The following is a 19604-nucleotide window of genomic DNA, read 5'->3' as shown; positions in this document are numbered from 1 at the left end:
CACTACTTTCTTTTTTCGATACGAAAAGACGTAACCAATCTTGGTTACGTCTCATTCTATCCAATTAATTGAATAATACACTTACAGATTCTTCTTCGTATACACGAATGATTGCTTCTCCGATTAGTGGAGCAACTGAAAGTTCATGTACTTTGTCGATTTTCTTCTCTTCTGGTAATACGATAGAGTTCGTTACAACTAACTCTTTAATATTTGAGTTTTGGATACGCTCAATTGCTGGACCAGATAATACTGGGTGTGTACAGCAAGCATATACTTCAGAAGCACCGTTCTCAACAAGAGCGTTTGCTGCTAATGTAATTGTACCAGCTGTATCAATGATGTCATCAATTAAAATTGCTGTTTTACCTTCAATATTACCGATAATGTTCATTACCTCTGATACGTTCGGACGAGGACGACGCTTATCAATAATAGCGATTGGTGCTTTTAGGCGATCTGCCATTTTTCTAGCACGAGTTACCCCACCGTGGTCTGGTGACACGATTACGATATCTTTAAGACCTTTTGTTTCAAAGTAATCTGAAAGAATCGGTACACCCATTAAGTGGTCGATTGGGATATCAAAGAACCCTTGAATTTGTGGAGCATGTAAATCTAGAGTGATTACACGAGTTGCACCTGCTGTTTCAAGCAAGTTTGCTACAAGTTTCGATGTAATTGGTTCACGAGAACGCGCTTTACGGTCTTGACGCGCATAACCATAGTAAGGAATAACAATATTAATTGTTTTTGCAGATGCACGTTTTAATGCATCGATCATAATAAGTAATTCCATGATATGTTCGTTTACTGGGAAGCTTGTAGATTGAATAATGAATACATCGCAACCACGGATACTTTCTTCAATGTTAATTTGAACTTCTCCATCACTAAAACGATCAACAGAACATTTTCCTAGTCCTACTCCAATGTGCTTTGCAATTTGCTCAGCAAGTTCCTTATTAGAGTTTAAAGAGAATACTTTCAAATTAGAATTTAGATATTGAGTCGACATCTAGATTAACCCTCCACATTATGATTTTTTCTTATTCAGCAATTGATCAACATAGTCTTCTTTGTTAACTTGACGTGCACGTGCTATAGATAATGCTTTTGATGGAACATTCTCTGTAATTGTAGAGCCTGCTGCCACATAAGCACCATCTTCAACTGTTACAGGAGCGACAAGGTTTGAATTACATCCAATAAATACCCCGTTACCAATCACAGTTTTGAATTTATTCTTACCGTCATAGTTCACCGTAATTGAACCACAACCAAGATTCACGTCTTCTCCAACTTGTGCATCCCCGATATAACTTAAGTGTGAAGCTTTACTTCTATTACCAAAAACAGTTTTTTTGATTTCCACGAAGTTTCCAACGCGTACTTCATCTCCAATAACTGAATCTGGGCGAATATGTGCAAATGGACCAACCGATACTTCTGTACCAAGTTTACTATCATGTACAGTAGATTGTCGAATTGTCGTACGATCTCCAATTTCACTATCGCGAATTACTGTGTGCGGTCCAATTTCACAATCAGAACCAATTACAGTATTCCCCTCAATAATTGTTCCTGGATGAAGAACTGTATCACTACCGATAATTGCATCAGCAGAAATATACGTGTTACTTGGATCAATAATTGTAACACCATTTACCATGTTTTTACGGTTGATACGGTTTTTCATAATAATTTCCGCTTGCGATAGAGCGACTCTGTCGTTAACACCTAACGTTTCATCGAAGTGCTCTGTTTGATAAGCCGATACGATATGACCTTCATTTTTTAAAATCTCAATAACATCTGGCAGGTAATATTCACCTTGTACGTTATCATTTGAAACTTTAGAAAGTGAGGCGAATAAAGCTTTATTATCAAAACAATACGTACCTGTATTGATTTCTTTAATAGCTAATTCTTTCTCATTTGCATCCTTATGCTCAACAATCTTTTCAACATGACCATTCTCATTACGAACGATACGACCATATCCAGCAGGTTCTTCTATGTAAGCTGTTAGCACCGTTGCCATTGCCCCTGCTTCTTTATGTTGCTGAAGCAATGCTTCCATCGTTTCAGCAGTTATTAGCGGCGTATCACCACAAATAACTAAAGTTGTTCCTTCTTCATTTGCAAGTACACTTGCAGCTTGATCTACAGCATGTGCTGTACCAAGTTGTTCTGCTTGTAATGCAAACTCACTTACGTTTCCTAGCTGTTCTTGTACCATTTCAGCACCATGTCCTACGACTGTTACAAGTTTCTGCAATCCTAATTGCGTTACTTGATCGACAACATGTTGTACCATAGGTTTTCCACATACAGGATGAAGCACTTTGTATAGCTTAGACTTCATACGTGTGCCTTTGCCTGCAGCTAGAATCACTGCAAATCTGTTTGACATATAGACCCTCCATCGCAACCTATTTATCCATTAACGATATTATCCTAAATCATCATATATTTCAAGAAACACATTTTAACTATTAAATTTTACCATAATTCTTATACGATGTTTTACTCTTTAGTATCTTTTTTAAGAAATAAGCTATACTATTTAAAATGATTTTGAAAAAATTAGAAGTTTTCCTCTTCACTTTAATAAATTCAGAATTTTCCGTACAAAATAGATAAAACCACACAAAAAAAAAACAAACTCCTGTAAATGCTTACAGGAGTTTGTTGCAAAATTATAGGGATTTCTTTAAAAAGCCCTTTTCATTCGAATTTTACGAAGCACCCGCTTCTTCAAACTCAACCTCTTCTAACTCGCCTAAACGATGATACTCTGTTAAAACCGCATCTTGAATTTTAGAGCGTGTATTAGAATTAATTGGATGTGCAATGTCACGGAATTCTCCATCTGGAGTACGTTTACTTGGCATTGCTACAAATAATCCATTATTACCATCAATTACACGAATATCATGAACAACAAATTCATGGTCTAGAGTAATAGAGGCAATTGCTCTCATGCGGCCTTCTGTGTTTACGCGGCGTAATCTTACGTCAGTCACTTCCATCTTGTGTTCACCACCCTTTTCTAAATAAGCGATATATTTGTATAAATTCCACAAAATTTCTATTTTCCCTTTAATTTTTTAAAAATTTTTAAGATAAAAATTTTTAATGTAATTGAATATAGAGATTAGTGGAGGTTATCGCTTACAAAAGATTACTTAACTAGGGCAATTACTTCGATTTCAATTGAAACATCTTTCGGTAATTTTGCTACTTGTACACAAGAACGAGCTGGCTTATGAGTAGAGAAATAAGAGCCATATACTTCATTAACAGCATTAAAATCATCCATATCTTTTAAGAATACTGTTGTTTTTACTACTGTATCAAATGAAGCACCTGCTTCTTCTAATACCGCTTGTAAATTTTGAAATACTTGCTCTGTTTGTACTGTCACGTCTCCTGCTACAAGCTCTCCACTTGCAGTTAACGGAATTTGTCCTGAACTGTAAAACATATTATTTACAATAATCCCTTGTGAATATGGTCCAATTGCTTGTGGTGCATTGCTTGTTTGAACAACTTTCATATTTTTCCACCCTTTTATTATTTATTTTTACTCTTTAAAAATAGTGCACGAAAAGCAGTTTGTCCATCTATTTTATAATTTATAAATAGAATAAAAAAAAGATAAAGCGATCTGCTTTACCTTTTTACTCAGCCTCTACAAGCCCTTCATCAAATGGTGCCAGTGAATAATTTCCCTTTTCCACTTGAATCGCTTTTTCTTTCACATCAACTTCTGATAGACGAATTAATGATACAAAATTATTAATTAGTCGTTCTTCAATATCCGTGGATTCTACTAATACACCAATACCAACAACATTAGCCTTAAACTCTTCTAACATACTCATCATACCTTGAATTGTCCCGCCAGCTTTCATGAAGTCATCAATAATTAAAACATTTGATCCCTCTGGAAGGCTACGCTTTGCTAACGTCATTGTTTGAATTCGCTTAGAAGAACCTGATACATAGTTAATACTAACAGTTGGGCCTTCTGTTACCTTATTATCTTTCCTTGCGATTACTACCGGTACATCTAAGTAATTTGCCACCGCATAAGCAAGTGGAATCCCCTTCGTTGCCACCGTCATAACCGCATCAATTGGTTGCCTAGCAAAAACAGAAGCAAACAAACGACCTGCGCCATTAATATGGCGAGGATTACTTAAAAGATCTGTCATATATAAGTAACCACCAGGCAAAATACGATCTGGATTTTCAAATAAGCTACAAAGCTCACCAATAATTAGATCTGCCTCTTCCTCACTTATATATGGTATATATTTCACTCCTCCTGCTGCTCCTGGTACCGTTTGCAATGTGCCGACCCCTTGTTGTTCAAACGTTTGCTTAATAATAACTAAATCTTCACTAATGGAAGACTTAGCTGATTGATACCTTTCAGCAAAAAAAGTGAGAGAAACTAGCTGACGAGGGTTTTGTAACAAGTAATACGTCATATCGACTAATCTTGTACTTCGTCTAATTTTCATACTCTCACCTCAAATCACGAATATTCTAAACAAATCATAACGTATTATACGTCTTTATTCAAGCGTTTCTCGCTCTCCTAATAAACGTACTGCGTATACTTGTTCACAAAATCCTTTTAATCCGTTATATATACGATGCATTCGCGAATCATGGTGCACAAGACCAAATACGGTTGGGCCACTTCCACTCATTAATACGGCATCCGCCCCAAATCGCTTCATCTGTGCCTTAATACGTGCAACTTCAGGATGCATCGCAAACGTTACATCTTCTAAAACATTACCAACAGTATCACAAATCCCTTTGTAGTCCCCAGCATTTATGACGTTAACCATTTTCTCTACATTTGGATGTGTAACTCGATTTAACTTTAAATTTCCATACACATCAGCAGTAGATACACCAATATGGGGTTTTGCTAAAATAACCCAACAAGAAGGTGGAGTTTTTATGTGCTCAATTTGCTCTCCTCTTCCAGTGGCAATTGCTGTCCCACCATATACACAAAACGATACATCTGATCCGATTTTTGCGCCAAGCTCTGCTAACTGATCAATTGTAAGCCCTAAATTCCATAATTTATTAAGGCCACGTAATGTCGCTGCTGCATCACTACTTCCACCTGCTAATCCAGCTGCTACTGGAATCGTTTTTTCAATAGTAATAGATACGCCTTTTTTCACATTAAACTTCTCTTTTAATAATTTCGCTGCTTGATAAGCTAAGTTTCTTTGGTCGTCTGGGACATACCGATTATGGGATAAAATTTCAATACGGTCTTCTGCTAATTCCATTAGTTCTAAACGATCCGCTAAATCAATTGTTGTCATAATCATTTTCACTTCATGATATCCGTCTTGTCTTTTTCCCAGTACATCTAACGACAGATTAATCTTTGCTGGTGCTTTCACTAGTAGCTTCAATCTATTCACCCACTCTATGTACTCAATCTTTTATCGTTTATTTTACCATAAATTTATAGTAAGACGATGACACTTCCCTAATTATAACGAAAAGCATTCAGAATGAAACTACTTATGTAAAATGATGGCACCTTTTCGAGTACAAAAAGCCGAGGAATCACTCCTCGGCTACCGTAGCATAGAAAGTATCTTACAACTACTGGTTTTGTTTCATTAATTGCTGTTCTGCAATTTCTATAGCACGTTTCACCATGTTACCAGCATCTTTCGCACGAATTCCGCCCCATCCTTCTTTCTGAACAACATCATAAAAGCCTAGCTCTTTTGCAAGCTCTTCTTTAAATTGATTTGACATGACACCTCTTCGTCTACTCAATGCAGAGTCCCTCCTTATTTTGCTACGGTATAATTAGTATGCAAAATAATATAGCTTTTCATTTGTGGGAATATATGTAACGATACATGAATTATAAAATCACTTCATTATGAGGTTCACCATAAAACGTTAGCTCTACTGTCTCTGTTAAAACATCCGCATAGCTATATGATACACGTTGCAACGCATCTTCTTGCTGATCCAATTGTACAACAAAAACAGAACGGTACGTTTCTGCAAGTACACCTGATTGTTCTACTGTTTTTCTTCTCCCACTATTCGCCTTTAACATCAGTCTCTGTCCAAGATGGTGATCTAATTCGCTTTTAATTTCATCTAAACGTTTTGACATATACTTCGTTACACCTCGCTGTAATTTAGATTGAACACTTAAAACACGATATATCTATCCCAATTATTAACCGCAACTCACAGACAATATCATTATAAGAGCATCATGCGTTCAAATAGATAGAAGAAATACTATATTGTAAAAGTATCATTATGTAGTCTGCGCGTTCTTGTCTCTTTTTATCCAAGCTGATTTAAATCCTTCCCATACAAAAAAGCAAGATACATATGTACCTTGCTTATTCTTCATAATGTTGAAAGGGTAATCCAGTTCGTAAAATCCCCCTCGTCTCAATCCCGCCAAGTCCCTTTTCGCCGGTAATCGTATTACGTACAACATCCCATACATTTACTCTTTCCATAAATGACGTAAAACTAATTTTACCAACCACATATACAGGATCTAGTGCGTGAATATTAATTCTAGATGGTGAACTAGCAAAGTTAGCACCCGCTCGAATTAATGCTTCAAAGTGTGATTGGCATGCCCCAGCAAAAATAACGAGTTGATCCAATGATGGATATTTTTTTCTCACTTCTCGAACAGCCTGTACAAAATGCCTTGAATGCCTATATGCTGCTAAATCTCCCTTTACCCCTTTTGATTTTGTATATGCATCGTGCCCCGTAATAACTAAAATGTCTGGACGAAAATGATCTATTAAATCTACTACCTTTTCATGCATCTCTGTTTCTTTACAATGAATACCTTGTACAGGAACACCAATTTTATTATATAAGTCTAAGCACTTGCGCAAATATAACGGGTCCCCATCTATATGCAATACACGTCCTGGCATTTGAAAATAATTCACCTCACTTGTATATCCACCCGTTGAAGTGTGTTCATGCCTTTGTTTCATTAATACATAATCTTGTTGAAACAAACGATACGTACGCTCCATCGTTTCTTTCTCACGCTTCGCTCTTTTTTTATGCTCTCGTTGATCTATACTAATTAAATCTTCAAGTGGCGCATCTGCCACCAGTCTAATTTCCTCTCCAAATAATATAGCTATCTCGCCTTTTATTTCTATAATACGAAAAAGGATATCCCTATTATGAGAATATCGTTCCACTAATTCTCCAACATGTAAAGCCATTCTCCTACCTCCAAACTCGTTAGGCCATCTTACCTGTTTTTAAAGTATGAATGTAGGAGAGGAAAGGTGACAAAAGGGACAGTTCAAGTTGAACTGTCCCTTTTCTATTCTTATGACAATTTATGAAGAACTAATGCATTACTTAATGTTGCAAACTCCTCGATAGATAGCGTTTCGCCTCTTCGTTTTGGATCAATTCCCACTTCTGTTAAAATTCGATCCAACAGCTCTTTATCTTTCGGGAAACCATTTAAATTATTTGATAAATTATTCATTAAAGTTTTACGACGCTGTGCAAAACTTGCTCGTACTACTTCAAAGAAGAATGTCTCATCTGTTACTTCTACAACTGGTTTCGGGCGCTTTAGGAGACGAATAATCGCAGAATCAACATTTGGTTGTGGCACAAACACTGTACGTGGTACAGTCATAACTGTTTCCACCTCTGTATAATACTGAATGGCAATGGATAAAGAACCATACTCTTTCGTTCCAGGTTTAGCAGCTAAACGATCTCCAACTTCTTTTTGCATCATAACAACAAATCCACGAACCGGTAATTTCTCTTCCAACAATTTAAATAAAATTGGCGTTGTAATATAGTACGGTAAGTTCGCTACTACCATTACATCTTGCCCTTCCTCAAATTGCTCACTAAACACCTCATGTACATCTGCCTTTAGTACGTCTTTATTTATAACTGTAACGTTGCTATATGGAGCTAACGTCTCATCTAAAATCGGTAATAACCTCTGATCAATTTCAAAAGCTACTACTTTTTTAGCACGCTTCGCTAATTGTTCTGTTAACGCACCGATACCTGGTCCAATTTCAATTGCACCACTTTCTGAACCAATTTCAGCGTGATCGACAATACGATTTAATACATTCGTATCAATTAAAAAATTTTGTCCTAAACTTTTTTTGAATGAAAATCCATACTTTTCAACAATGTCTTTCGTACGATTTGGCGTTGCGATATCCTTCATTTTCTTTCCTCCTGTATGACTTGCTTATAAGCTTCTGCAAAAGATTCTTTTGAAACTTGAAACATTTGTAAACGTTTATGTAACTGTTTTGCGTTTGTATAACCAATCTTTAATAGCTTACCCATTCTTTCTCTGCGACTCTTTGCCATTTCTCCGCCCACTAAGCCTGCATCGACTAAATCGCTCCAACTAATTTCACTTGTGTAAGCTTCCATTTCTTCATGTATATTCTCTAAAGCACGGCGAATTGATTCATTAGAAGCATGTTCAATCCCGACACCCTTTTTCCTTTTGGCAAGTGCTTCTTCCTTCGGTAAAAAAGCATGTTTACATCCAGGCACCTTATCAGAAATAATTTTTCGAATACGCTCTCCAGGATAATCCGGATCTGTGAAAATAATAACGCCCCGTTTTTGCAGCGCTAATTTAACTTGCTCAATAACATGATCACCGATTGCTGAACCGTTCGTTTCAATTGTATCCGCATCAACAGCACGCTTAATCGCAACTGTATCATCTTTACCTTCTACAACGATAATCTCTTTAATTTTCATGCTTGCCTCCACACTCGTTTCGTCTCTACTTAGTAAAACAAAAAAATGACGACTTTTCCATTATTATTTTCCCCATTCTTACATTTTAAAAAATAGAATGTCCAAAACTTTGTTCTCTCTCCTTATTGTAACACTTCCTCATTCGCCCTTATTTTTTCACAAAAATAAAAAAGAATGGGTTCTCCCACTCCTTTTTATCCAACACCAAATAAAGCTTTTGCATTTTTTGTTGTTATTTCTGCTACTTCCTCATAAGAAATTCCTTTTAAATTCGCAATTTCTTCTGCTACGAGTTTTACATAACTCGGTTCATTTCGTTTTCCTCGAAATGGATGTGGTGTTAAATATGGACAATCTGTCTCTATTAACAATTTCTCTAATGGAATCTCCACAGCAACTTCTTTCGGCTTCTTAGCATTTTTAAATGTAACTGGTCCGCCTAATGAAATTAAAAAGTTCATATCAACACATCGCTCTGCTACTTCTACGCTGCCGCTAAAGCAATGCATAATGCCTCCCACTTCAGCTGCATTCTCCTCTTCTAGAATATCAACAATATCTTGAGTTGCATCGCGGTTATGTATAATAATCGGCAATTTCACTTTTTTGGCTAATGCAATTTGTTTACGGAATACTTCCTTCTGTATTTCTTTTGGAGATTTATCCCAATGATAATCTAATCCCATCTCTCCAAGTGCAACGACTTTAGGATGAGAAGCAAGTTCTTCTAACCAAGCTAGATGTTCTTCTGTCATGTCAATTGCATCAACTGGATGCCATCCAACCGCAGCGTAAATAAAATCATAAGTTTCAGCTAATTCAATCGCCTTTTTTATCGTTACTTCATCAAAACCAACAACAACTGTATAGGTAACTCCCGCTTCTTTCATTCGTGCAATAACCTCTTGCAAATCTTCTTCAAATTGCTCTGCATTCAAATGTGAATGTGTATCAAACAACATAATACATAACTCCTTTTATATTGAAATCAAGTTTATTCTAAAAAATAAGCTCTTTAATAACTTAACGATAACAATACTATAATTTTAATGCAAAAATAGAGAGTGTAAAAAGAAAAAAGACGCTTCACACATGTTACACGTGAAACATCTCTTTTCTTGTCTTAATTACTTGATTTTTGTACCATTTGGTAGATTTTGATCGATTGATGCTAATGACAATACGCCATTCTCTTCACCCGCTAAAATCATACCTTGTGATAATTCACCGCGTAATTTTACAGGTTTTAAGTTTGTTACACAAATAACCTTTTTACCTTTTAGGTCTTCCGGCGAATAGAATTTTGCAATTCCTGAAACAACTTGACGCTTTTCTGTACCTAAATCCAGCTGAATTTTTAACAACTTATCTGCTTTTTTCACAGGTTCAGCTGATAGTACTTCAGCTACGCGTAATTCTACTTTAAAGAAATCATCAATTGTAATTTCTTCTGCTTTCGGTTCTTCTTCTTTTTTCTCTTCTACTTTAGGAGCAGAGCTTTTCATTTGTTCTTTAATGTACCCTACTTCTACTTCCATTTCTAAACGCGGGAAAATCGGGTTTCCTTTTTCTACTTTTGTTCCAGCTGGAATACAGCCAATTGTAGATAGGCTTTCCCAAGATTTATGTGCCTCTTCAGTAAGTCCAAGCTGAGCAAACATCTTACTTGGTGCTACTGTTAGGAACGGCATAAGCATAATACCTGTTTGACGAAGCACCTCTGCTAAGTGAGCCATTACAGAAGCTAATTTTTCACGATCATTCTCATCTTTCGCTAATACCCACGGTTGTGTTTCATCAATATATTTATTTGCACGGCTAACCAATTGCCAAATTGAGCTTAGCGCTACAGAGAATTCCATATTCTCCATTGCCTCTTCTACTTTTTTCAATGTATCTTTTGCAAACGTTACTAACGTTTCATCGAATTCCGTTACATTTTCTTTAAATGCAGGGATTTCTCCGTTGAAGTACTTATCAATCATAGCTACTGTACGATTTAATAAGTTACCTAAGTCATTTGCTAAATCGAAATTAATGCGCTCCACAAATCCTTCTGGTGTGAATACGCCATCAGATCCGAATGGAACTTCACGAAGTAAGTAATAACGTAATGCATCTAATCCGTAACGATCGATTAAAGTAACTGGATCTACTACGTTTCCTTTTGACTTACTCATCTTTCCATCCTTCATTAAAATCCAACCATGAGCAAAGATTTTTTTCGGAAGAGGTAAATCTAATGCCATTAAAATGATTGGCCAATAAATTGTATGGAAACGAACGATTTCTTTTCCAACTAAATGTACATCAGCTGGCCAGAATTTCTTATACATCTCTTCATTTTCTGTTCCATAACCTAATGCTGTAATGTAGTTAGATAATGCGTCAACCCATACGTAAATAACGTGTTTCGGGTTACCTGGAACACGAACTCCCCAGTCAAATGAAGTACGAGAAACAGCTAAATCTTCTAGGCCTGGTTTAATGAAGTTATTAATCATCTCATTCTTACGAGACTCAGGCTGAATGAAATGTGGATTATCTTCATAGAATTTTAATAGTCTGTCGACATATTTACCCATTCTAAAGAAATACGATTCTTCACGAACAAGTTCTACATCATGACCACTATCTGGGCTTTTTCCTCCAACTACTTTTTCACCTTCCATAATTGGATCTACTAATTGATGCTCTGTATAGAATGTCTCATCTTGTACAGAATACCAACCTTCATATTCATCAAGATAAATATCACCTTGATCTACTAGTTGCTTGAAGATTTTTTCAACAACATCTTTATGACGATCTTCAGTTGTACGAATAAAATCATCATAAGATATATCCATTTTCTCCCAAAGTTCTTTAATTCCTGCAACAATGTTATCCACATATGCTTGTGGTGTAACATTTAATTCTTCTGCTTTCTTTTGGATCTTCTGTCCATGCTCATCAGTTCCTGTTAAATAATGAACATTGTATCCTTGCATACGCTTATATCGTGCCATCGCATCTCCTGCGACTGTTGTATAAGCATGTCCAATGTGTAATTTTCCACTTGGATAATAAATTGGGGTAGTAATATAAAAGGACTTATTTTCCTCTGTCATTGTTTTGGACCTCCCGGATAACCTCATATGTATTTATAAATAGTATATCAAAAACTTATATATAAAGTGAAACTTTAATCTGTGTGGGGGTGTTCACTCCTGCGGATTATTAGCCCGCACCAATCAGGCTTTTACGAGCAATCCGACTCCAACTTAACTTCTTTGCTCCACCCAAATTTTAAATTTAGAATCTTACTGCTTGGCAAATAGTGGGATAAAAATGAGTTAATACTTAATATCTTTATCATCTATTGCTCATATTTCAAGAAAATATACAGTCCTTACTTACAATCTATAAATTTTTCTGAAAATAAAGTTAAATAATAGTAGAAATTACTCTCATTCTATTATATATAAGAAGTAAGAAATCTATAAATCTTTTTAAAAAATATAGAATTAAAGAATTGACGGAAATGTAAATGATTGGTATCATATGTCCATAGGGTATTTTGTCGAAAAATGACGAATCTAGAAAATAGACTCGAAACTTATAAACTATTTCTTTAGGAGGAAAAGAATTATGAAATCTACTGGTATCGTTCGTAAAGTTGATGAATTAGGTCGTGTAGTAATTCCAATCGAATTACGCCGTACTTTAGGTATTGCAGAAAAGGATGCTCTTGAAATCTACGTTGATGACGAGAAAATCATCTTAAAAAAATATAAGCCAAACATGACTTGCCAAGTAACTGGTGAAGTATCTGATGGTAACCTATCTCTAGCTGAAGGTAAAATTATCTTAAGCAAAGAAGGCGCTGAGCGAATCTTAAACGAACTTCAAGATTATATCGAAACAGCAAAATAAGCTTCTCAATTATGAGAAGCTTATTTTTTATCGACATGATAGATTTGATATACATCGCGTTTCGACAAATCTCGATCTTTAGCGACTGTTTTTATTGCCTCTTTTGAATTCATACCTTTTTCGTTTATATAATGTTCAATATGATCATATACAGAAATAGATTCCCACCATTGTTCTTCTGGGGTAGGTTCTTCCGTTGAACCAGCTACTAAAATACAAAACTCGCCACGAACTTCATTTTGTTTCGTCCACTCAATTGCTTCCTCAACTGTTCCACGAATAAATTCCTCAAATTTTTTCGTTAACTCTCGACATAATACAATTTCTCTATTTCCCAACACTTCTTGCATCGAGATTAAAGTATCATCTAAACGATGGGGTGCTTCATAAAACATCATTGTAGTTTGTACATAACGAAGCTTCTCTAACTCCATTTTTCTTTCTTTTTTATTTCTTTGTAAAAATCCATAGAAATAAAATTGTTTTGTTTCAAGACCTGATGCAATTAATGCTGTAAGGGCTGCATTTGCCCCAGGAAGCGGGATTACATGATACTGTTCTGCTACAGCCTCTACAACAATATCGTAACCTGGATCGGAAATACAAGGCATACCAGCATCACTAACAAGTGCTATAGTCTTTCCTTCGTCTAACTTCCCTAATATTTTCTTACCACTTACTTCCTTATTATGCTCATGGTAACTCATAACGGGGGTTTCAATTTCGAAATAATTACAAAGTTTTTTCGTTTGTCTCGTATCTTCAGCAGCAATTAAATCAGCTTCTTTTAAAATTCGGATTGCACGAAATGTCATATCTTCTAAATTTCCAATAGGAGTTGGTACTAAATATAAAACTCCCTTTTCATTTTGTTGAAAGCTTTTTTGTTGCCACATAGCGTTCTCCTTTTTGCATATATTCTTCTTTTTGTTTTCTATTTAACTGCTTAAAATAATACTCTGCTTGCATAGCTGTACGCTTATCTTCATGAAATTCTATGTATTTTAAAACAACAGGAAGTCTAGCACGCGTATACCTAGCCCCTTTTCCACTATTATGGGTCTGAATCCGCTTCTCTATATGATTTGTATATCCTGCATAATAACTTCCGTCAGAGCACTCTACTACATAAAAACAATGCTTATTCTTCTCCATATAAAATTGAACGAATCTCCTTTGTATATTCATTATTTTCTTCATATACAAAAAGGGGTGGCAATATTTTCAAATCTGCGTTTCCATCCTTAATCCCTTCAATTAACAATGTATTCGCTTCTTTCCCTGCCTTAGGATAAACAAATCGTACACGCTTTGGTTCAATTTTGTATTTACGCATTAATGTAACAATATCTAGCAAACGACCTGGACGATGTACAAATGCTACTTTCCCACCTTGCTTTACTAATTGACTACTTGCAGATACAACATCCTCTAATGTACACATAATTTCATGACGAGCTATCGCTAAATGTTCATTCATATTTTTCTCAGAAGTTGCAGGTGTTTGAAAATAAGGGGGATTACATGTAACTACATCATATTGATGACGTCCAAGTTTCTCCGGCATATCTTTCAAATCCCCATGTATTAAGTGAATTCTTTCTTCTAACTTATTGTATTGAACGCTTCTGATTCCCATATCATATAAACGTTCTTGAATTTCTACACCTGTAATGTTTCCCTTTGTTCTTGTACTTAATAAAAGGGGGACAACTGCGTTACCTGTACACAGATCAAGTACATTACCTTTTTGAATCGGCACCCAAGCAAAGTCTGCAAGTAAAACAGCATCTAACGAGAAATTGAATACTGATGGGCTTTGTACAATCTTCATATCTTGCGCTAATAAGTAATCTAAACGTTCATCTTCATATAAATTCATATGTTACTCCTTTTCTTACACTTAACCTACCCTATTTCTTCTTCTACTAATAAAAAAACATATTTCATTCTACTCTCATGTATAAAAAATTACCTTTCCAATTATCATTGGAAAGGTAATTTCACTTTTTATTTAAAAATGACAGGCAGAATAAACAATCTCCCTCTTTACGTACACTTCCATAATGCAGATTACAAATATGAAAACCTTCTTGATATAGCCTTGCTAAATTATCGTAGCCTTCGCCAATATCAGTTGTCTTCGGCTTCACTTCTTTACGTTTTTGAGTTTTTTGTTTTTCCTTAATCTGCACTTCTTCAAAGCGGTGTCGCAAATTTTCATTTTCCATTTTTATATGTTGGTTCTCTTCCAACAACTCTGCAAGATGTTGTTTTAATTCTCCCAACTGTTTGTATAAATGTCCAATTTGCTCTTCCATACTAGAAACCGATGCAAAAATATCTTTTTTCTCCACAAGCACCCACCTCATTAATCTGTGGTTTGACTCGAAACGACCCCTTTATTCACTAACTCATCTAACGTATATTCTACTATCCGTTCCTTGTCTACTAGTTCCACTTGAATTAATCTTTCTAAAATATTTAATCCGATAACACGGCCAGTACCATGCGGGGTTTGTATACGTTGATCTAAATCAGGAAGTTGTTCCTTTGCTGCCTCATATTCATCATTCTCATATTTTAAGCAACACATTAAGCGACCACATAAACCAGAGATTTTTGCAGGATTTAATGATAAATTTTGATCCTTTGCCATCTTAATGGATACAGGTTCAAAATCTCCTAAAAAAGTAGAACAACAAAGCATACGACCACATGGACCAATACCACCAAGCATCTTCGCTTCATCACGAACACCAATTTGTCTTAGTTCAATTCTTGTCCTAAAAATTGCCGCTAAGTCCTTCACTAGTTCGCGGAAATCAATCCGACCATCCGCAGTAAAGTAGAAAATAATCTTATTGCGATCGAACGTATACTCTACATCTACAAGTTTCATATCAAGATTATGCTCTACTACCTTTTGCTGACAAACTTGATATGCTTCTTTCGCAGCATGTTTGTTCTCTTCAACAATGGTACGATCATTTTCATTTGCAATACGAATAACCTTTTTTAGCGGTAATACAACGTCGTTTTCATCAACTTGCTTTTTGGTAATAACTACTTTTCCGTACTCAATACCTCTTACTGTTTCTACAATTACAAACTCATTTTCAGAGATATCGAACTGATTCGGATCGAAGTAATACACCTTTCCGGCCTTCTTAAAGCGAACACCTACTACATCATACAAAACGGTCATCCCTCCTGCAACCGCAACACTAACTGTTCGAACACAAGCTGCGCATTTACATTAGCGTTGATTCTATTTTTTGCCTCTAATATATTAAAGAGAGCTGATACAATGCGCTTCTGAGCATAGGAGAAAGATTCAAACATCTCTTTCTGCTCATGAAAAACAAGACGATCTTCTTCTCCAAGTTGAACATATAATAAATCCTTATAAATAAGGAGCAACATATCTAAACCTTGCTGTAATTGTTCTTTCTCTCTAAAGTGTTTCCCCCATTTTTCTTGTACAAAAAAAATAGAGGCTTTATCCTTTTCGAGCGCTTCACATAATTTTATCACTAAAGCTCGTGCTTGTGCAAACCATTCATCACTACATAAAGCTAAAGCTTCATCAAAACTATTCGTGAGTTGCGCAGCAAGTGTCGATAAAGATGCCGTAATACCTTCATCCTGTAATCTTCTAATTAAAGATTCCGTAGGTAACGGTCTAAATGTAACAACTTGACAGCGAGATAAAATCGTATTTAAAATTTGATGACTTTGTTCAGTAAGTAAAATAGCTGTTGTATCACTACTTGGTTCTTCTAAAAATTTTAAAAGTGTATTCGCTGCATTTGCTGTCATACGATCTGCGTGCTCAATAATATATACTTTTTTATTTGCTTCTAATCCTGTTTTTGAAAACTCTTCTTGTAAATCATGAATTTGCTGCTTCTTAATAGATAATCCGTCTGGTTTTACAATATGTAAGTTAGGGTGGTTACCTGAATCAATTCGCTTACAATTTGTACATATGTGACAAGGCTCTACCCCATTCCGCCCAGAACAGAGGAAACTCTTTGCCATTTGAATTGCCGTTGCAAACTTTCCAGTCCCTTTCCCTCCCTCTAACAAGTAAGCGTGGGATATACGCTCTTTTGCAATGCTATTCATCAACATTTTTACACCGATGGGTTGTATAGCAGAAAGCTGCTCCCACGTCTTCGTCATAATGCATACCTCACTTATTTCATTCTTTCCTTCTATTATAACAATTTATCTTCTATAATCTGAACAACTTCTTCTATAAGTTTTTCCATTGGTTGATCAGCATTTACCAATACAATACGATCTGAGAAACGTTCTACAACTTGTAAATATCCTTCACGGACACGTTTATGGAAAGAGATATCTTCCATATCTAATCGATTCACTTCACGTCCTGCATCTTTTTCAATGCGAGCTAAACCAATCTCTGGTTCAATGTCTAGGTAAATCGTTAAACTAGGCATACAGTCCTCTGTTGCGAAACGATTTATTTCAAATACTTTATCCATACCTAATCCTCTTGCATATCCTTGATACGCTAAAGAGCTATCTATAAAACGATCACATAATACAAGGTAGTCCTCGTTAAGTGCCGGCATAACCTTTTCCACCAAATGTTGTCTACGTGCAGCAGCATACAGAAGCGCCTCTGTACGTGCCTCCATCATCGTATATTCTTGTTTATGTAAAATTGTTCTAATATCCTCTGAAATTGCAATGCCACCTGGTTCTCTCGTCGCCATTACCTTTTGTTCTTTTTGTTCAAAGTACGGCAATAAACTTTTAATTAACGTTGTTTTACCCGAACCTTCTGGACCTTCAATTGTTACAAATAATCCCTTCATTCTAAAACCTACTTTCTATATCATACACTTTCATATATTTCGTGCTACCTTGAAAACGAGCGCCTGATTGCTCTAAATACATAATTTGCTCTTTATGTTCTGAAGTAATTCTTTCTCCATACATAATCAATGGAATTCCAGGTGGGTACGGAATTACCATTTCTGCCGCTATCATCCCAACTGCTTCTTCTACAGATACTACTTTTGTTTCATATCCTTCCAGTTGTTTATATGTATACGGTAAAGGAGAAAATTCTCCTTTATAAGTATAACGAATAGATTCCTTCTTGTCTTTCACCTCATAATATTGCAATGCCTCTCGGATCATCTCTATAGCCTTCATATACCCCTTATTTACTTGCAAGGGCAAAATAAATAGGACATTATATGGATCCGCCATTTCTGTATATATACCGACCTTTTCAAATACAGACTGTAATTCGTATCCTGATAACTGACAACGTGTCTGTACAGTAACCTTTAACTCGTCTTGTAATGGATATTGTAAAATAGCTATTTGTGGAATAGAACACAATTCGTCTTTAAATCCCCGTAAAAACTCGACAATTTCATCATGTCCCTTTTCTTTTATACGTGCTATTGTAAAGCGTGCAATATCAAGAGAAGTCATAATTGGATACGATGGACTACTAGATTGTAGCATACTTAAATAGGTAGAAACTTTTTCTTCTTTCACTAAGCGACTATTTATATGTAAATAGGACCCCATTGTCATCGCGGGTAATGTTTTATGTGCAGAATGAACTACAATATCTGCACCATATGCTAATGCTGACTTTGGAAATGCTCCCCCTAAACAAAAATGGGCTCCATGTGCTTCATCTACTAAAACAGGGATTTTATGTGCATGTGCATAAGCGATGCTTGCCTCTAGATCCATCCCCATACCATAATAATTAGGATGCGTTAAAATGAGTGCTTTAGCATTTGGATATTTTTCAATTGCTTCCTTAATAATTTCATCATGAATTCCCACTGGTACATTATAAGCTTCATCAATCCATGGATCTAAAAAAATTGGATTTGCGCCCGCTAATTTTAAACCATTAATAATTGATTTATGACAATTTCTTTGTACAAGAACAATATCATGTTCTCCACAACAAGACAAAATCATTGCTAGGTTCCCTACCGTTGAACCATTAATTAAAAAATAACTTTTGTTCACTCCATATACATCAGCTAATAACTGTTGTGCCTCATCTATACATTCAAACGGACTATGTAAATCATCTAACCCTGACAACTCAGTTACATCGATAGATAGTATATCTTTAAACTCCCCTACAGCTTCCTGAGGGAAGTTTAAACCATTTTTATGACCTGGAACATGAAAGGATAACGGCTCTCTTTCTTTAAACCCTGTTAATGCCTCATATAAAGGTATGCGATTTTGATTCATTTATATCTCTTCCTTATTAGTTCATTCTTCCTCTATTATACAGAACAAAAAAAATAATAGGCATATGCCTATTTAAAAATATGATACTTCTAATTTCCGAAGCTGTTTTAAATAATATATATACTTCGGATCATTTGTCTCCGTATTCACCATATCCTTTTCACATTCATAACATATTAAATTATTATAAACATATATCCCTTCTTTTCTTTCTGTCTCACAAACAATACAAACTTCATTTTGTGCTTTCATAACCTTCCCTCCCTATTTAAATGGACATATTTTATACTTCTATTCCTTAACAATTTACAGAAAAATATACATCCATCTCTTATATAATATGATTAACCCTTGGGCAACGTGTTTGTATTACCATTACTTCTTTTTTCGTACTGTTTGAAAACAGAAAAAAACACAAGTCAAAAGACTTGTGTTTTTAGTTGCTTGGCGACGTCCTACTCTCACAGGGACAAGGTCCCAACTACCATCGGCGCTAGAGAGCTTAACTTCCGTGTTCGGTATGGGAACGGGTGTGACCTCTCTGCCATCATCACCAAACTATGAAGGCATATTCCTTCAAAACT

The 19604-nt window shown here is 35.6% G+C and carries 23 protein-coding genes and 1 rRNA gene; 1 reads left to right on the top strand and 23 read right to left on the bottom strand.

What is annotated here, in order from left to right; genetic code table 11:
* Nucleotides 1–64: 64 nt before the first annotated feature.
* The 13 genes from AC1DMU_RS28075 to metG form a co-directional block, all read right to left on the bottom strand.
* Nucleotides 65–1018: a ribose-phosphate diphosphokinase gene (locus AC1DMU_RS28075; protein ID WP_000107420.1), complete on the bottom strand. Its 954-nt coding sequence runs from the start codon at nt 1016–1018 to the stop codon at nt 65–67.
* Between the two features lie 18 nt (nt 1019–1036).
* Nucleotides 1037–2416 carry a bifunctional UDP-N-acetylglucosamine diphosphorylase/glucosamine-1-phosphate N-acetyltransferase GlmU gene (gene glmU, locus AC1DMU_RS28070; RefSeq protein WP_088061459.1) on the bottom strand — a complete coding sequence of 460 codons (1380 nt, stop codon included), beginning with the start codon at nt 2414–2416 and terminating at the stop codon, nt 1037–1039.
* A gap of 325 nt (nt 2417–2741) precedes the next feature.
* A complete protein-coding gene (gene spoVG / locus AC1DMU_RS28065; protein ID WP_000454042.1) occupies nt 2742–3035 on the bottom strand; it encodes a septation regulator SpoVG in 294 nt (97 codons plus the stop codon).
* A 152-nt stretch (nt 3036–3187) separates the two neighbouring features.
* On the bottom strand, nt 3188–3562 hold the full coding sequence (locus AC1DMU_RS28060; RefSeq protein ID WP_000869826.1) for a RidA family protein: 375 nt from the start codon (nt 3560–3562) through the stop codon (nt 3188–3190).
* A 124-nt stretch (nt 3563–3686) separates the two neighbouring features.
* Nucleotides 3687–4535, bottom strand: coding sequence for a pur operon repressor (gene purR / locus AC1DMU_RS28055; RefSeq protein WP_000702481.1), 849 nt, complete (start codon nt 4533–4535; stop codon nt 3687–3689).
* 54 nt (nt 4536–4589) lie between these two features.
* On the bottom strand, nt 4590–5459 hold the full coding sequence (ispE, locus tag AC1DMU_RS28050) for a 4-(cytidine 5'-diphospho)-2-C-methyl-D-erythritol kinase (protein WP_137013689.1): 870 nt from the start codon (nt 5457–5459) through the stop codon (nt 4590–4592).
* Nucleotides 5460–5655: 196 nt separating this feature from the next.
* On the bottom strand, nt 5656–5835 hold the full coding sequence (sspF, locus tag AC1DMU_RS28045) for an acid-soluble spore protein SspF (RefSeq protein WP_001985066.1): 180 nt from the start codon (nt 5833–5835) through the stop codon (nt 5656–5658).
* 91 nt (nt 5836–5926) lie between these two features.
* Nucleotides 5927–6187 carry a biofilm formation stimulator Veg gene (gene veg, locus AC1DMU_RS28040; RefSeq protein WP_000044349.1) on the bottom strand — a complete coding sequence of 87 codons (261 nt, stop codon included), beginning with the start codon at nt 6185–6187 and terminating at the stop codon, nt 5927–5929.
* Between the two features lie 238 nt (nt 6188–6425).
* Nucleotides 6426–7289 carry a sporulation peptidase YabG gene (yabG, locus tag AC1DMU_RS28035; RefSeq protein ID WP_001173738.1) on the bottom strand — a complete coding sequence of 288 codons (864 nt, stop codon included), beginning with the start codon at nt 7287–7289 and terminating at the stop codon, nt 6426–6428.
* 110 nt (nt 7290–7399) lie between these two features.
* Entirely contained in the window at nt 7400–8278 is an 879-nt protein-coding gene (rsmA, locus tag AC1DMU_RS28030) for a 16S rRNA (adenine(1518)-N(6)/adenine(1519)-N(6))-dimethyltransferase RsmA (RefSeq protein WP_000651555.1), read from the bottom strand.
* Entirely contained in the window at nt 8275–8832 is a 558-nt protein-coding gene (gene rnmV, locus AC1DMU_RS28025) for a ribonuclease M5 (protein WP_000692830.1), read from the bottom strand. Before rnmV ends, rsmA begins: the two co-directional genes overlap by 4 nt.
* A gap of 194 nt (nt 8833–9026) precedes the next feature.
* Nucleotides 9027–9794: a TatD family hydrolase gene (locus AC1DMU_RS28020; protein WP_088061455.1), complete on the bottom strand. Its 768-nt coding sequence runs from the start codon at nt 9792–9794 to the stop codon at nt 9027–9029.
* 165 nt (nt 9795–9959) lie between these two features.
* Nucleotides 9960–11942, bottom strand: coding sequence for a methionine--tRNA ligase (metG, locus tag AC1DMU_RS28015; protein ID WP_048542191.1), 1983 nt, complete (start codon nt 11940–11942; stop codon nt 9960–9962).
* Between the two features lie 520 nt (nt 11943–12462).
* Between metG and AC1DMU_RS28010 the strand changes: the two genes are divergently transcribed.
* Nucleotides 12463–12747, top strand: coding sequence for an AbrB/MazE/SpoVT family DNA-binding domain-containing protein (locus tag AC1DMU_RS28010; protein WP_000843039.1), 285 nt, complete (start codon nt 12463–12465; stop codon nt 12745–12747).
* Between the two features lie 20 nt (nt 12748–12767).
* Here the strand turns inward: AC1DMU_RS28010 and rsmI are convergent, their stop codons facing one another.
* From rsmI to rrf, 10 genes are all read right to left on the bottom strand, one after another.
* Entirely contained in the window at nt 12768–13643 is an 876-nt protein-coding gene (gene rsmI, locus AC1DMU_RS28005; RefSeq protein ID WP_088061453.1) for a 16S rRNA (cytidine(1402)-2'-O)-methyltransferase, read from the bottom strand.
* Nucleotides 13612–13902, bottom strand: coding sequence for a GIY-YIG nuclease family protein (locus tag AC1DMU_RS28000; RefSeq protein ID WP_000414343.1), 291 nt, complete (start codon nt 13900–13902; stop codon nt 13612–13614). The genes rsmI and AC1DMU_RS28000 overlap by 32 nt, the downstream gene beginning before the upstream one ends.
* On the bottom strand, nt 13889–14629 hold the full coding sequence (locus AC1DMU_RS27995; protein ID WP_060486369.1) for a tRNA1(Val) (adenine(37)-N6)-methyltransferase: 741 nt from the start codon (nt 14627–14629) through the stop codon (nt 13889–13891). Before AC1DMU_RS27995 ends, AC1DMU_RS28000 begins: the two co-directional genes overlap by 14 nt.
* A gap of 121 nt (nt 14630–14750) precedes the next feature.
* The gene (gene yabA / locus AC1DMU_RS27990; protein WP_000412057.1) at nt 14751–15104 is read right to left on the bottom strand and encodes a DNA replication initiation control protein YabA; all 354 of its coding nucleotides are present in this window, start codon (nt 15102–15104) and stop codon (nt 14751–14753) included.
* Between the two features lie 14 nt (nt 15105–15118).
* Complete coding sequence (locus AC1DMU_RS27985; protein ID WP_000272429.1) at nt 15119–15946, bottom strand: PSP1 domain-containing protein; 828 nt, start codon at nt 15944–15946, stop codon at nt 15119–15121.
* 5 nt (nt 15947–15951) lie between these two features.
* Entirely contained in the window at nt 15952–16935 is a 984-nt protein-coding gene (gene holB / locus AC1DMU_RS27980) for a DNA polymerase III subunit delta' (protein WP_088061451.1), read from the bottom strand.
* 35 nt (nt 16936–16970) lie between these two features.
* Nucleotides 16971–17597 carry a dTMP kinase gene (gene tmk, locus AC1DMU_RS27975; RefSeq protein WP_000677225.1) on the bottom strand — a complete coding sequence of 209 codons (627 nt, stop codon included), beginning with the start codon at nt 17595–17597 and terminating at the stop codon, nt 16971–16973.
* 1 nt (nt 17598) lies between these two features.
* Nucleotides 17599–19020, bottom strand: coding sequence for an aminotransferase class I/II-fold pyridoxal phosphate-dependent enzyme (locus AC1DMU_RS27970; RefSeq protein ID WP_088061450.1), 1422 nt, complete (start codon nt 19018–19020; stop codon nt 17599–17601).
* Between the two features lie 72 nt (nt 19021–19092).
* Nucleotides 19093–19272, bottom strand: coding sequence for a sigma factor G inhibitor Gin (locus tag AC1DMU_RS27965; protein ID WP_000647291.1), 180 nt, complete (start codon nt 19270–19272; stop codon nt 19093–19095).
* 190 nt (nt 19273–19462) lie between these two features.
* Nucleotides 19463–19578, bottom strand: a 5S ribosomal RNA gene (gene rrf / locus AC1DMU_RS27960).
* Nucleotides 19579–19604 lie beyond the last annotated feature (26 nt).

The organism is Bacillus sp. 01N45, from assembly GCF_056399205.1.
The sequence above is the reverse complement of the archived record's forward strand: the minus strand, read 5'-3'. Positions and strand labels throughout refer to the sequence as shown.

Bases quoted from the DNA above. Each gene is read 5' to 3' on its own strand.
- tmk (WP_000677225.1), bottom strand. From the start codon at position 17,597: ATGAAGGGATTATTTGTAACAATTGAAGGTCCAGAAGGTTCGGGTAAA.
- rsmA (WP_000651555.1), bottom strand. From the start codon at position 8,278: ATGAAGGATATCGCAACGCCAAATCGTACGAAAGACATTGTTGAAAAG.
- AC1DMU_RS28000 (WP_000414343.1), bottom strand. From the start codon at position 13,902: ATGGAGAAGAATAAGCATTGTTTTTATGTAGTAGAGTGCTCTGACGGA.
- AC1DMU_RS28010 (WP_000843039.1), top strand. From the start codon at position 12,463: ATGAAATCTACTGGTATCGTTCGTAAAGTTGATGAATTAGGTCGTGTA.
- AC1DMU_RS28075 (WP_000107420.1), bottom strand. From the start codon at position 1,018: ATGTCGACTCAATATCTAAATTCTAATTTGAAAGTATTCTCTTTAAAC.
- AC1DMU_RS28020 (WP_088061455.1), bottom strand. From the start codon at position 9,794: ATGTTGTTTGATACACATTCACATTTGAATGCAGAGCAATTTGAAGAA.
- veg (WP_000044349.1), bottom strand. From the start codon at position 6,187: ATGTCAAAACGTTTAGATGAAATTAAAAGCGAATTAGATCACCATCTT.
- holB (WP_088061451.1), bottom strand. From the start codon at position 16,935: ATGACGAAGACGTGGGAGCAGCTTTCTGCTATACAACCCATCGGTGTA.
- AC1DMU_RS27970 (WP_088061450.1), bottom strand. From the start codon at position 19,020: ATGAATCAAAATCGCATACCTTTATATGAGGCATTAACAGGGTTTAAA.
- rnmV (WP_000692830.1), bottom strand. From the start codon at position 8,832: ATGAAAATTAAAGAGATTATCGTTGTAGAAGGTAAAGATGATACAGTT.
- metG (WP_048542191.1), bottom strand. From the start codon at position 11,942: ATGACAGAGGAAAATAAGTCCTTTTATATTACTACCCCAATTTATTAT.
- AC1DMU_RS28060 (WP_000869826.1), bottom strand. From the start codon at position 3,562: ATGAAAGTTGTTCAAACAAGCAATGCACCACAAGCAATTGGACCATAT.
- yabG (WP_001173738.1), bottom strand. From the start codon at position 7,289: ATGGCTTTACATGTTGGAGAATTAGTGGAACGATATTCTCATAATAGG.
- AC1DMU_RS27995 (WP_060486369.1), bottom strand. From the start codon at position 14,629: ATGAATTTATATGAAGATGAACGTTTAGATTACTTATTAGCGCAAGAT.
- spoVG (WP_000454042.1), bottom strand. From the start codon at position 3,035: ATGGAAGTGACTGACGTAAGATTACGCCGCGTAAACACAGAAGGCCGC.
- rsmI (WP_088061453.1), bottom strand. From the start codon at position 13,643: ATGTGGCAACAAAAAAGCTTTCAACAAAATGAAAAGGGAGTTTTATAT.
- glmU (WP_088061459.1), bottom strand. From the start codon at position 2,416: ATGTCAAACAGATTTGCAGTGATTCTAGCTGCAGGCAAAGGCACACGT.
- purR (WP_000702481.1), bottom strand. From the start codon at position 4,535: ATGAAAATTAGACGAAGTACAAGATTAGTCGATATGACGTATTACTTG.
- AC1DMU_RS27965 (WP_000647291.1), bottom strand. From the start codon at position 19,272: ATGAAAGCACAAAATGAAGTTTGTATTGTTTGTGAGACAGAAAGAAAA.